We start from the raw sequence: 13,158 nt of genomic DNA, 5'->3' as shown, positions 1-13,158 counted from the left end.
CGATGTGGGATCGTTCAGTTCCCAGACAGACCCCCGGAAGGAAGACTCGATCACCGTGGCAGACACGTCGCCGATCCGCATCCCAGACTCGCTGCTCCCGGAGGACGGGCGGTTCGGCTGCGGCCCGTCCAAGGTCCGGCCCGAGGCGGTGGAGGCGCTGTCGCGCGTGTCCCGGACGTACCTCGGCACGTCACACCGGCAGAAGACGGTGAAGGACGAGGTCGCGCGCCTGCGCCGGAGCATGGCCGAGTTCTTCTCGCTTCCTGACGGCTACGAGGTGATCCTCTCCAACGGCGGCGCCACCGCGTTCTGGGACACCGCGGTGTTCGGCCTGATCCGCGACCGCGCCCAGCTGGCCACGCACGGCGAGTTCAGCGCGAAGTTCGCGAAGGCGGTGCGGGACGCGCCGTTCCTCGGCGACCCGACGGTGCGCACGGCCGACCCCGGCACCGCCGCCACGCTTGTCGCGGAGGCCGGCGTAGACGTCTACGGCATCCCGCACAACGAGACCTCGACGGGCGTGTCCGTGCCGGTACGCCGGGTGGCCGGCGCCGACCCGGACGCGCTGATGCTCATCGACGCCACCTCCGGCGCCGGCGGCCTGGACGTGGACGTGGCCGAGACCGACGTCTACTACTTCGCGCCGCAGAAGTGCTTCGGCTCGGACGGCGGCATCTGGCTCGGCCTGTTCTCCCCGGCCGCGATCGAGCGGGCCCGGTCGGTCAAGGCGTCCGGTCGGTACATCCCGGCGTTCCTGGACCTGGTCACCGCGATCGACCAGTCCCGGCTCGAGCAGACGTACAACACGCCCGCGCTCTCCACGATCTTCCTGGCCGCCGAGCAGACCGACTGGATGCTGTCGCAGGGCGGGCTGGCCTGGGCCGCGAAGCGCACGGCGGAGAGCGCGTCGATCATCTACGGCTGGGCGGAGCGGTCCTCGGTGGCGACGCCGTTCGTGACCGACCCGGCCATCCGGTCGAACGTGGTGGCCACGATCGACCTGGCCCCCGAGGTGTCCGCGGACGCGGTCAACGCGGTGCTCCGGGCGAACGGGATCGTTGACACGGACTCCTACCGCAAGCTGGGCCGCAACCAGCTGCGGGTGGCGCTCTTCCCGGCCGTGGACCCGGCGGACGTGGAGCGCCTGACGCACTGCATCGACTATGTGGTGGAGCGGCTTTAGTAGTTATTTGTCTGCCTTTAGCGTAATTTGGCCGCTTGAGGTGATCAATTCGAGCTGGTCAAACGACACACCGCGTGGCTAACTCCCATCAGAGGCCCATTCGGCGTACCGTGTCCGGGAAAGGCTCCGCGCACTGTGTGCTAGGGGCACGGCCAGCGCATCCACACGTGATTCTCGGCGCAGCCATACTCGGTTCAGCGACACGGACGGGACGGAGGCTCCACAATGCGGCCTGTTCGCTTCGTCGCCCTCTCCGAGGACGGCCAGGCCCTGGTGCTCGCCGACGAAGTCGGCCGACTCCTGGCGCTCCCCCTCGACGAGCGCATCTCCGGTGCGCTTCACGCCGAGCCCGGCGGGGCCAACCTCGCCGTCGCCGGCACCGCGACCGAGATCAGGGCCACGCTAGCCCCCCGCGACATCCAGGCCCGGATCCGGGCCGGCGAGTCCGCCGACGAGGTGGCGCGCGTGGCCGGCGTCCCGGTCGACCGTGTGCTCCGCTACGCCGGGCCGGTGCTGCAGGAGCGGGCCATGCTCGCCCAGCACGCACGCCGGACCCGGCTCAAGACCTCCGAGCGCGGTGCGCCGCTGGCCGAGGTCGTCGACGGCCGCCTCGCCCAGCACGGCATCGACACCGAGAAGATCTCCTGGGATGCGTACCGGCGCGAGGACGGCACGTGGCGCATCGTCGCCACCTGGCCGTCCGGCAAGGCGACCGCGCAGGCCTCGTGGGACCTCGACAAGTCCCGCCAGGTGGTCGCGCCGCACGACGACATGGCGCAATACCTGTGCGCCGAGCGCCCGACACCGATCCTCGGCCAGGAGCCCGCACCCGAGCGCGGCGGCCACGGCCTGCCGATGCCCGGCCGCTCCGAGCCCGGCCGCGGCGGTCACGGCCTCCCCGGCACCTCACAGGAGAAGCGCCCGAACCGCGAGCTCATCGCCCGCGACCCGATCCGTGCCGGCCGCGACGCGCTGCTTGCCTCGCTCGACCGCCCGCTCGGCCAGAGTTCCGGCCGCTCGCTCGACCCGGCCTCGCTTACCGAGTCGATCCGCCCCCGCTCCGCTCCGACCGTGGGTGGCGCGGCCGCGCTGCTCGGCGGCGGCGCCGGCTCCGCCTTCGACGACGACGCCGACCTGCCGAAGGAGGTGCCGGCCGTCCCGTCCCTCGCGGTGCTGCGCCCCCGCCGTACCGCCACCGGCCAGGGCGCGCCCGAGTCCGCCGACGCCTCCGGCAAGCCCCGCAAGCGTCTCCCCAGCTGGGACGACGTCCTCTTCGGCGGCGGCCCGGCGGCCCGCGAGACCAGCTGACCCTTCAGCTTCACGCAACGGCGGCGCGGATCCTCTTCCGCGCCGCCGTTCGTTTCCCCGAACCGGCCCCGAAGCACAGATCACGATCTGTTGCCTTTCCCGCTCCCGCGGTGGTCCGGCCCGCACGCTCCCGACTCTGTTGCCCATTCGGGTCGCCTGGGGACCGACGATCGAATCGGCTGGGCGTGGTGAGTGGTTTCGGCTGGTCGTTGTGGTTGCGGAGGTCGAGAGCAGCACTGCCGTCGCCTCGGCCGCTGCCGGTCGTGGCGGCTTTGGGTCGAAGCAGCTTGAGTCGAGGCGGCTCCGGGCCGAGGCGGCTCCGGGCCGAGGCGGCTCCGGGCCGAGGCGGCTCCGGTATGGGTGGGCGCAAGGACCGGCACCGAGGCCGCGAGTTCCGCAGGTGTGCGGGTCTGTCGCGGCACTTCGGCAGCTCTCAAGGCCGGGCATGAACGCAAAGCAACACCGGATCCGCATATGTCAGGACACAGCCCACGCTCACGACCCGCGTCATGTGGAGATCCGCGGTCAGTGCCCAGGTCCGAGCGCTACGCGCCGGACATTTCGCTATATGAGTGCCTACCTGCACGCTCATCTCGACGCCGAAAGACCAGAAAGTCCTACGTCAAGATCCTTCCAGATGGACGTGAGATCCCGAACAACGAACCCATCTCGGCGCGAAGCGCCCGAGCCACCATTGCCCTGGCGCGGCGACACATGAAAGCCAAGATCGACTGATCCTTCGGCGGCACCCGGCTTCGGTGCCGGCCCTTGCAACCGCCCAGGCTGAGGCCAGCCGCCCCTCCCGCCAGCTCACGGCCTCGGTGCCAGCCCTTGCGACCACCCAGGCCGAGGCCAGCCGCCCCTCCCGCCAGCTCACGGCCTCGGTGCCAGCCCTTGCGACCACCCAGGCCGAGGCCGCCCTAACCAACCGCCGCTTCGACGATGACCGTGCTGCCCCTGACCAACCGCCGCTTAGACGATGGCCGTGCTGCCCCCGCGTGCCGCGAGACCGCCGACCAGCCGGAACAAACCGCCACACTCCCGGCCTCGATGCCAGCCTTCGATCGTCAGGTCCCAGGCCGCCGCACGCGAGTGGGCAACAGAGCTGCTCCCGCGGGCAAACCGGAGCGCCGGGCTCCGCTGGCGCTCCGGACGTCGCTCGGAGCCGGCCTCGCCGTGGTCGGGAACCCCCCTGCGTGATCATCGCCGTCGGCGGGGCTGATGCGGTTCCGGGAAGGCGGGCCACAGGCGGGCCACACACCGTTCGGGCACAAGGGCCGGGCTGGGGCGCACGTGGGGTTTCGGTGACCAGCCACGGATCCGCGGCCGCGGGAGCGCGCGGAACGTGACCACCGCGGAAGCGGGACAGCAGGCTCTTCGCCTTGGGGGTTCGAGGAATTTAGAGGTCGTAGCGGGCGAGTTCGGTGTAGAGCGGGGTGGGGGTGAGCTGGCTGCGCATCAGGCGGAGGTGGGTGACTGGCCATTCGGGGCCCTCGTAGGCGTCGAGGGCGGCGCGGTCCGCGTCGACCTGGAGGCGGTCCACCCGGTCGCCGGAGCGGGCGAGGGTCAGGTGCGGGCGGAACGGGCGGCTGTCGAACGGCAGGTGGGCGCGGGCGAGCGTGCGGCGGGTGGTCTCGCCGAGGCGGGTGAGTCGGTCGACCTCGCCGGTGAGGCCGGCCCAGAGGATGGTGAGGCGTCCCCGGCCGAAGCGCCCGCCGCCGGCGATGCGGAGGCGGGCGGGCTTCGTGCCGGTGGAGTGGGTGGCGGTCGTCAGCGCGGCGTCGACCTCGGGGAGGCGGCCGTCCGGGATCTCGCCGAGAAAGACCAGCGTGACGTGCCATTGGACACGGGACGCGAGCCGGGTGTCGAGACCGGCGGAGCTGATGTGGAGCGTGCCGACGCGCGCGGCCAGGTGGGCACACGCCTCCTCCGGAGGGTAGATGCCGGCGAAGACGCGCACGCCCGACGCTAACGCGCCGGGCGCAGCACCAGACCGGCGGCCTCCAGCTCGTGCTCGATGCGCAGCCGCTCGATCTCCAGGTCCATGCCGGTCAGCGCCTCCATGTGCTCGGGCACGCCGAGGCACTGGCTGGCGAGGCGCAGCCGTGTGTCGTACGCGCGGAGGACCGCGATGTGCCAGACCAGCGACTGGGTGGCGATGCCGAGACGGTCGCGGTAGAGGCGGCGCAGGTCGGCTTCGAGGTTCTCGATCGCGGGACTCGGCCGGGCGGCGGGAATGCCGTCCCAGTCATCGTTGAGCCGATCGTGCATGACGCAGTCACGCACCGTCATGCGTCGCAGGGACCGACGGGTGGCTCGCGCAGCCGGGCGCCAGCGGCCCCGGAGGTGGTCGCCGGTGCCGTTGGCGTAGAGGGCCAGGAGGATGGGCAGGCACAACATCGCGATGAGCAGCAGTGCCAGCACCACCATGTGCTTGTCGCTCACGATGCAGACGGTAGGCGCGCAGTGGCAATGATCACTACGGATTTGGGGGGTTCTTGACAAAAATGAGCCACCTGGCTGACTGCAATTCTTCCGATCGGGTGATGGACGAACGCGAGCCTGCATTCGTGGAACTGTCCGTCATGCAACTGTCACGTTCGGCTCGGCGGCTGTGACGCGCGGGGCGACCACCGACAGCCGGGGTATCGGGCGCCAGGTGAGCCGCAGCCGCTCGCCGGACCGGCGCAGCTGCCAGGCCAGGGCTGCCAGCGCCGCGACAAGCGAGACCGCGCCGCCGAGCGCGATGCTCACGGCCGGGCCGAACAGCTCCGACCACCAGCCAGCCAGCGGCGCCCCGATCGGCGTGGTGCCGAGGAAGACAAGCACGTAGAGCGCCATCACCCGCCCGCGGTAGGCCGCGTCCGTGCCGAGCTGCACGCGCTGGTTCGCGGCCTGCGCAAAGAAGATCATGAAGAAACCGGTGGGTACGAGCAGGAGCGCGGCCGCCCAGAAGGTGGGTGCGAAGCCGACCAGCACCTCGAGCGCCGCGAACGCCACACCCGGCAGCAGCACTGAGTAGATCGACGGCCGCGCGGTCCGGGCGCTCCCGGCCAGTGCCCCGCCCAGCGCACCGAGCGCGAGCGCGGTGGTGAGCAGCCCGAACGAGGCCGCTCCGGCGCCGAACGACACCTTGGCCAGCACGGCAAGCGTCACCGGGAAGTTGAAGCCGATCATCGCGACCACGGCCATCACCACGATCACCAGCAGCAGGTCGCCGCGGGTCCACACGTAGCGGAGGCCGTCGAGCACGCTGCCCTTGGCGTTCTTGCCGGTGGTGAGCCCGGTACGGACCAGCGCGCCGGCGTTCATCCGCAGGTACGAGAAGACCGGCGAGATGGCCAGCACCGTGCTGATCAGGAAGACCGGCCCGATGCCGAGCGTCGCGATCGCCAGGCCGGCCAGTGCGGGACCGCTGACCCGGGCGATGTTGAACGTGGCCGCGGAGAGCGAGAGCGCGTTCGGCAGCAGCGTCATGCCGACCAGCTCGGAGACGAACGACTGGCGGACCGGCGTCTCGATCGCGTTGGCGGTGCCGAGCAGGCCGGCGAAGACGAAGACGTGCCACAGCTCGACCGCGCCGGACGCGACAAGGATCGCGAAGACGACCGCGAGGACCGCGTAGGCGGCGTTCGCGCCGATCAGGATGTGGCGCTTGTCGTACCTGTCGGCGAGCTTCCCGGCGTAGAGCGTGAGCAGCAGGACCGGCAGGAACTGGAGCGCGGTGACGATGCCGAGCGCGGATCCGGAGTTGCCGGAGAGGTCCAGGACCAGCCAGTCCTGGGCCGTGAACATCATCCAGACGCCGATCAGCTTCACCAGCTGCCCGGTGGCGAACAGCCGGTAGTTACGGACGGCCAGGGACCGGAATGTGGTGTTCAGAGTTGCCCGCACGGGTTCGTGCGCCTCCCTCGTCTCGCGGCGTGGTGGTGCTGCCGGTGTGACGAGGCGTGTCTCAGGCGGCCCTGGCGACCCGGTGCATGATCTCGGCAGCTCGCCTGAGGGTCTCCAGATCCTCCGGCGACAACACGGCGAGGTGGTCAGCGAGCCACTCGTTGTGCGCCCGTTGCACCTGGTCGTATGCCAGCCGACCCTGCTCGGTCGTTCGCAGGATGACCTGCCGGCCGTCGGTGGGATGAGGATCGCGGCGCACCATGCCCCGGTCCTCCAGCTTCGCGATGATCTTGGTCATCGTCGGTGGCTGCACCCGCTCGACGTCCGCGAGCTCGCGCGGACTGAGCGCCCCGGCCAGCTCCAGGCTGGTCAGCGCGGACAGTTGCGCCATGGTCAGGTCCCCGACGGGCCGCGCCTGGCGCAGTCGCCGGTTGAGCCGGGTGATCGCTTCGCGCAGCCCCAGGGCCTGTTGCAGCGCTGTCGTGCGCTCCACCATCACAGTCCCGCTCCGTCACGTTCCTTAGCCTAGCTAATAAGCCTGGCTAACTACTACGAATATGATCGCCCTCACCGCGCTCCGCGTGAGTGAACGCCGGAGGGTTCGGAGAACCGTACCCCCCGGCGCCCGCTCATCAGAGGATCGCGGCCTCGATCGGACCGCGAAGGAAGTACAGGACGAAGAGGGCGGCCACGCCGTACAGCAGCGGGTGCACCGCCCTGGCCTTGCCGGACACCACCTTGAGCAGCACGTACGTGATCACGCCGGCGCCGATGCCGTTCGAGATCGAGTAGGTGAACGGCATCAGCACGATTGTCAGGAACGCCGGGATCGCGATCTCCCAGTCGGTCCAGTCGATCGTGCGGACCGCGGTCATCATCAGGAAGCCGACCACGACGAGCGCCGCGGACGCCGCCTCGAACGGCACGATCTGCACAAGCGGCGACACCAGCACCGCCACCAGGAACAACGCGCCGGTCACAAGGCTCGCCACACCGGTACGCGCGCCCTCGCCCACGCCCGCCGCGCTCTCGATGTAGGACGTGTTGCTCGAGGTGCTCGCCACGCCACCGGCGGCCGCCGCGATCGAGTCGACGAGCAGGATCTCGCGGGTACGCGGCGGGTTGCCGTCCTCGTCGAGCAGGTCACCCTCCTGGCCGACCGCGACCATCGTGCCCATCGTGTCGAAGAAGTCCGTCAGCAGCAGCGTGAAGACGAACATCAGGCAGACCAGCACGCCGGCCCGGCCCCACGAGTCGAACACGTTGAAGTTGCCGAGCAGCGACAGGTCCGGCGCGATCGACCAGTCCTTGTCGAGCGTCGGCACGTTGAGCGACCAGCCGTGCGGGTTGCCGGCCGGGCCGCCCGCCGGGCCGACCTTCGCGACCGCCTCCACGATCAGCGCCAGCACCGTCGCGCCCAGGATGCCGATCAGGATCGCGCCCTTGACCTTGCGGACCATCAGCACCAGCGTGATCAGCAGACCGATCACGAAGACCAGCACCGGCCAGGTGACCAGCTGACCGCCGATGCCGAGCAGCAGCGGCGGCGAGCCGGCCGAGCCCCGGGCGAAGCCCGCGTCGACGAAGCCGATCAGCGCCAGGAACAGGCCGATGCCGACGCCGATCGCGGTCTTCAACTCGGTCGGCACGGCGCGGAACACCGCCTGCCGGAAACCGGTAAGCACCAGGATGGCGATGATCACGCCCTCGATGACGACCAGGCCCATCGCGTCGGCCCAGGTCATCTGCGGGGCGATCTCGTAGGCGACAAGCGCGTTCACGCCCAGACCGGCGGCCAGCGCGAGGGGGAAGCGCGCCACCACACCCATCAGGATCGTCATCAGGCCGGCGACCAGAGCGGTGACTGCGGCGATCGCCGGGATGGCAAGTGAGGCGCCGTCGCCGTCCACCGCCGCGCCGAGGATCAGGGGGTTGAGCACCACGATGTAGGCCATCGTGAAGAAGGTGGCGAAACCACCGCGTATCTCGCGACTCAGCGTTGAGCCGCGCGCGGTGATCTCGAAGAATCGGTCGAAGCCGCTGGCGGGCGTCGTCGTCTCCGCCGGTGAACCGGCCATGGGTACCTCACTGGTGATGTTCGGGACTTGAGTGGGTCATGGTCCCAAACACAGTGAGTCCGCATAAGGTCACAAATGTTTCTGATACGTACCGCTGACCTGGCGGCTGTCACGCTGGACGTACTCTTGAAGAGTGGCCCGATCCCCAGTTCCGCTGCCGACGTCCGACATGACGCCGGGTGACGGGGTTCCCGGCGAGCCCGAAAAGCGGCCCCGCCCCCGACCGATCGACCCGCCGATGGTCCCGTTCGCGCTCGGCGGCACCATCGCCTGGGCCGTCACCGGCCTGGTCCTGATGCTCTTCTTCCGCGACTGGCTTGACTCCACCGGCCGCGCCGACTGGCTGTGGATCTGCCTCGCCGGGTTCCTGCTCGGCTTCCCGGGCACGGCCACGATGATGCGGCACGACGCCCACCGGAGCAGGCGGCGTAAGACTCAGCCGTGACCGTACGGCTCGGCGGGCTCGTCGCCCTCGACCGAGCCCGGCGCGCGGCTTACCGCCACCGCCTCGACCTCACTGTCGTCGTAGATCGTCGGCAGCTCCTCGACGTGCGCGTCCGCGTCCTGCAGCGTCTCCGAGTGCGCGCCGCAGCCGTGGTCGATGCTCACCGCACGGCCGTCGTCCGGCGCGTAGAGGTTGCCGCAGACGCCGAACGCCTGACGCAGCGCGCCGGCCAGCGGCAGGTAGAACCCGCACGAGCCGCAGCGCGCCGCACGCGGGGCCGCCACCGAGATCGGCGCCTCCGGGCCCTGGTCGCCCTCGTACCACCGCTGGGCGGTGTCCTGCCTGCCGAACCGGGACATCACCCGCGGCCGGCCCAGGCCCAGCTCCCAGTTGGCCTCCTCGACCGCCGGATCGTCCGACTCGACGTAGCCCGGGGCCAGCCGGTCGTCGTCCGGCGAGGTCGGCATCAGGTCGCCGACGCCGAGATCGCCGGGCTGAAGGCGCTCGTTCCACGGGAGCCAGCCGGGGGCCATCAACGCGTCCGGACCCGGGAGCAGCACGGTCTCGCAGACCGTCACGTGCTTGCTGCGCGAGACGCGCGTCACCGTGACCGCCCACCTCCAGCCGCGATAGCCGGCCAGATGGCAGTCGAAGAGATGGGTGACGAGCCGGTCCCCTTCGGCGATCACCTCCAGGTGCTCGCCCACCTCGGATGCATCCACATCCGTGATCGCGTCGCGCGCGATGTCGATGGCCTCGGCACAGACCTGGTCGAGTTTTGCGGCCCGGGCGGCGATCCTGCTCACCCGTCCATTGTTGCCTACCCATCGGCATCCCTACCACTTGACCCCGTTCCGGGCCCGGCCGCGTGGGGCGGAGTTGGTCCGGATGGGCCAGGATGGGAGGCATGCAATTCCTCGGGTTGATGATCCGGACTGTCCGGCTCTTCTTCCACGGCGTGCTCACCGGCACCCGGTGGGCAGGCCGTCATGCCGGCGTGGTCCGGGCCAGAGGCGCCGGTGGCGAGACCGGCATGATCCGCCTGATGGACCTGCACGCCGCGTCAATCGCCGGCGACACGCTCGTCACGCTCGGGCTGGCCGGCACGATCTTCTTCGCGGTACCGCTCGGCGAGGCGCGCGGCAAGGTCGCGCTCTACCTGCTGATCACCATGGTGCCGTTCGCGCTGCTCGCCCCGGTCGTCGGGCCGTTGCTCGACCACTTCCGGCACGGCCGGCGGTACGCGCTCGCCACCACAATGCTCGGCCGGGCATTCCTGGCCTGGACGATCTCCGACAACCTGGACGGCATCGCGCTCTACCCGGCCGCGTTCGGCGTGCTCGCGCTCTCCCGGGCGTACGGCGTGGCGCGCTCCGCCGCGGTGCCCCGGCTGCTGCCGGCCGGGCTGAGCCTCTCCCAGGCCGGCGCGCGGGGCAGCATCTTCGGCACCATCGCCGGCGCGATCGTGCTCCCGATCGGCCTGGCCGCGGTCTGGGCCGGACCGCAGTGGCCGATGCGGGTGGCCGCCGTGATCTTCGTGGTCGGCATGATCATCGCGCTCCGGCTGCCGCCCAAGGCCGACTCGGAGCCGCCGGAGTCCGTCCCCCGGCCGATCACCGCCCTGTTCGGCGTACGCCGGCGCGGCCCGCGCGCGCTTGAGGGCACGCTCGTCACCGCCTCACTTGTCGGCGCCGCCTCGCTGCGCGCGGTCTACGGCTTCCTGCTGCTCTTCTCCGCGTTCGCGATCAAGGGCGACGACCTCGTCCCCGAACTCCTCGGCCGGACCGTCACCGACCAGGCCGCGCTCGCCACCATCGGCGCCGCGCTCGGCATCGGCGCGTTCCTGGCTACCGCCGCCGGCACCCGGCTGCGCATCCACCGCCCGCTCTGGCTGCAGTCCACCGGCCTGGTCATCGTGGCCGGGCTCGCCGTGCTCACAGTCATCCGGCCGACGCTCGGCATGCTGGCGTTGCTCGCGCTTGTCACCGCCGCGATGTCCGGCATCGCCAAGCTCACCGTGGACGCCACCATCCAGGAGCGCATCTCCGAACGGATGCGGGCCAGCGCGTTCGCCCACTCCGAGACGATCCTGATGCTGGCCTGGGTCGGCGGCGGCGCGATAGCGCTCATCCCGCTCGGCCTGCGCTCCGGCCTCGCCGTACCCGCAATCTTCGCCGTGCTCTCCGCGGGCCGCGCCGCCTGGACCGTCACCCGCCTCCGCGGCGAACGACTCACCGGCATGCCTGCCGCGCCTCTCGGCACGCCTGAACTTTCCGCAAAACCCTTCGAGGGTACGCCGGAGAGCCCCGCAGACGGCCCGGACGAGGCGCTCGCACCGCCCGGTCCGGGACGCGCGCCGGAAGCCGCTCAGCGGCCCGTTCCGCGCCGCGCACCGGAGGACCTGACGCCGTCCGACCCGTGGGCGCCACCCGTGCGCCGGCCGTCGCCCTACCGGAGCGGCAGCGCGGACACGCGCGCCGAGCACGCGGGCGGCACCCGGACCGCGGGCTCCGGCCCACCCGGCGTCCCGGGCGGTCCGGGCGTGGGCGGGGTCGGCGGCGGCACCGCAGGAACGGCCGGCGGTACTGCCGGCGGTGCTAGGGCGACCGGCGGTGCGGGCGGCGGCGTTGCGGGCGCGGGCGGCGGCGTTGCGGGCGCGGGCGGCGGCGTTGCGGGCGCGGGCGGCGGCGTTGCGGGCGGGGCCGGCGGCGTTGCGGTGACCGGTGCCGGGAGGCCGCGCTGGTGGCAGCCTTGGAAGCGCGGTCAGGAGGCCGCCGTGCCGACCGTGTCCGCGCCGTCCGCTTCCCCCGGGGGCCCGGCCGGGCCACGCGACCTGAACCCGGTGCGCTCCTCCGAGCGTCCACGCGACCTTGACCCGTCCGGCGCCTCGGAACGTCCGCGCGACCTGAACCCGCCGCTGCGCGCGGACCGGGCGCACGACCCCGACCTGCCGCCCACCCGGATCGACAACCCGCCGACCCGGGTCGATGATCAACGGGAGCCGCCGCCCGGCTTCCACGTCTACCGCCCGTCCGGCCAGAGCCGCGCTCCGGGCCCGGACGGCCCGGACAGGGGATGATGAACAGGTGCCGCTCCCGCTGCTAGGCCCACTGCTTGTCGTAACCGCCGTCGAGCCGGAGGCCGCCGCCGTCCGCGCCGGCCTCCCCCACCCCGCTGCCGCTGGACATCAGGCTGATGTGGCGCAGCCCGCTGCAGCCGGGCAGCCTGCTGACGCCGGGAGGCAGCACGCTGACGCCGGGCAGCACGCTGACGCCGGGCAGCACGCTGACGCAGGGCTGCAGGCAGACGCTGAATACGCGACTGCCGGCGGGCATCTGGCGGACGGCGTCGACACGCAGATCTTGGTGGCCGTGGTCGGTGTCGGGTCGGCGGAGGCTGCGGCCGGTACCGCGCGTCTACTGGCGTTGGCCGAGGCGGCGGGACGGCCCTACGCCTCGGTGATCTCCGCCGGGATCGGCGGGGCGTTCGACGGACGGGCCGCCGTGGGCGACACGGTGATCGCGACCCGCAGCATCGCGGCGGATCTCGGGGCGGATTCGCCGGACGGCTACCTGCCGATCGAGGAACTCGGTTTCGGCGGCAGCGTGGTGATCACGGACGACGGGCTGACCACGCTGCTTCAGGACTCGCTTCCCGGTGCGCTCTCCGGCGACGTGCTCACCGTGAACACCGTCACCGGCACCGCCGACCGCGCCGCCGCGCTCGCCGGTCGGCACCCGTCCGCGCTGGTCGAGGCGATGGAGGGCTACGGCGTGGCCGTCGCCGCCCGGGCCGCCGGCATCGCCTTCGCGGAGCTGCGCACGATCTCCAACCCGGTCGGCCCCCGCGACCGTGCCGCCTGGAACCTTCCCGCCGCCTTGACCGCGCTCACCACCACCTTCGCCACCCTGACCGCCGAGCCCGGCGACCAGCCGCAGCCCTGACCGCCGACCCCGACTACCAGCCGCAACCCTGACCGGCGAGACCGGCGACCAGCCGTCACTCCGACCGCCGAGCCCGGCGAGACCGGCGACCAGCCGTCACCCTGACCGCCGAGCCCGGCGAGACCGGCGACCAGCCGTCACCCTGACCGCCGAGCCCGAGGACCAGCCGTCACCCGCCTGATTTGTGCAGGCGACCGCGCAGCCCGACGGTCGCCACAGGGCGGCTTCTCCGATTCCGTCGAGACCGTGCACCAGCGACACGGCCCGGTGGACGGCCCGAGGGGACTTTCCCGACCCGCCGAGGCG

10 protein-coding genes and 1 pseudogene are annotated in these 13,158 nt (G+C 71.7%); 5 read left to right on the top strand and 6 right to left on the bottom strand.

Features of this window, described 5'->3' with window-relative positions; translation table 11 throughout:
• The first annotated feature begins 55 nt into the window (after window positions 1-55).
• Together serC and sepH are read left to right on the top strand one after the other, a co-directional pair.
• On the top strand, window positions 56-1,183 hold the full coding sequence (gene serC, locus ACIA8K_RS08240; protein ID WP_396056303.1) for a phosphoserine transaminase: 1,128 nt from the start codon (window positions 56-58) through the stop codon (window positions 1,181-1,183).
• Window positions 1,184-1,408: 225 nt separating this feature from the next.
• On the top strand, window positions 1,409-2,491 hold the full coding sequence (gene sepH, locus ACIA8K_RS08235; protein ID WP_396056301.1) for a septation protein SepH: 1,083 nt from the start codon (window positions 1,409-1,411) through the stop codon (window positions 2,489-2,491).
• Between the two features lie 1,399 nt (window positions 2,492-3,890).
• Here the strand turns inward: sepH and thpR are convergent.
• The 5 genes from thpR to ACIA8K_RS08210 all read right to left on the bottom strand — a co-directional run bounded on the left by thpR (window position 3,891) and on the right by ACIA8K_RS08210 (window position 8,463).
• Entirely contained in the window at window positions 3,891-4,451 is a 561-nt protein-coding gene (thpR, locus tag ACIA8K_RS08230; protein ID WP_396056299.1) for an RNA 2',3'-cyclic phosphodiesterase, read from the bottom strand.
• Window positions 4,452-4,459: 8 nt separating this feature from the next.
• Entirely contained in the window at window positions 4,460-4,936 is a 477-nt protein-coding gene (locus tag ACIA8K_RS08225) for a hypothetical protein (protein ID WP_396056297.1), read from the bottom strand.
• Between the two features lie 138 nt (window positions 4,937-5,074).
• Entirely contained in the window at window positions 5,075-6,385 is a 1,311-nt protein-coding gene (locus ACIA8K_RS08220; protein ID WP_396056295.1) for an MFS transporter, read from the bottom strand.
• A gap of 61 nt (window positions 6,386-6,446) precedes the next feature.
• Window positions 6,447-6,881, bottom strand: a complete 435-nt coding sequence (locus tag ACIA8K_RS08215) for a MarR family winged helix-turn-helix transcriptional regulator (RefSeq protein WP_396056293.1) — start codon at window positions 6,879-6,881, stop codon at window positions 6,447-6,449.
• A 136-nt stretch (window positions 6,882-7,017) separates the two neighbouring features.
• Window positions 7,018-8,463 carry an NCS2 family permease gene (locus tag ACIA8K_RS08210; protein WP_396056291.1) on the bottom strand — a complete coding sequence of 482 codons (1,446 nt, stop codon included), beginning with the start codon at window positions 8,461-8,463 and terminating at the stop codon, window positions 7,018-7,020.
• A gap of 169 nt (window positions 8,464-8,632) precedes the next feature.
• Between ACIA8K_RS08210 and ACIA8K_RS08205 the strand changes: the two genes are divergently transcribed.
• On the top strand, window positions 8,633-8,908 hold the full coding sequence (locus ACIA8K_RS08205; RefSeq protein WP_396056728.1) for a DUF2530 domain-containing protein: 276 nt from the start codon (window positions 8,633-8,635) through the stop codon (window positions 8,906-8,908).
• On the opposite strand, the gene ACIA8K_RS08200 is transcribed toward ACIA8K_RS08205, so the two are convergent.
• Complete coding sequence (locus ACIA8K_RS08200; RefSeq protein ID WP_396056289.1) at window positions 8,899-9,714, bottom strand: DUF3027 domain-containing protein; 816 nt, start codon at window positions 9,712-9,714, stop codon at window positions 8,899-8,901. The two genes, ACIA8K_RS08205 and ACIA8K_RS08200, sit on opposite strands and share 10 nt — an antisense overlap.
• A 92-nt stretch (window positions 9,715-9,806) precedes the next feature.
• Between ACIA8K_RS08200 and ACIA8K_RS08195 the strand changes: the two are divergent.
• Both ACIA8K_RS08195 and ACIA8K_RS08190 read left to right on the top strand, forming a co-directional pair.
• Window positions 9,807-11,252: pseudogene (locus tag ACIA8K_RS08195) on the top strand (MFS transporter); the annotation flags it as partial.
• Window positions 11,253-11,895: 643 nt separating this feature from the next.
• Window positions 11,896-12,852, top strand: coding sequence for a futalosine hydrolase (locus ACIA8K_RS08190; RefSeq protein WP_396056287.1), 957 nt, complete (start codon window positions 11,896-11,898; stop codon window positions 12,850-12,852).
• Window positions 12,853-13,158: the final 306 nt, after the last annotated feature.

The organism is Catenuloplanes sp. NPDC051500, assembly GCF_044454585.1.
Lineage (GTDB): Bacteria > Actinomycetota > Actinomycetes > Mycobacteriales > Micromonosporaceae > Catenuloplanes.
Note: the sequence above shows the minus strand (reverse complement) of the source record. Positions and strands in the feature narration are given on the sequence as shown.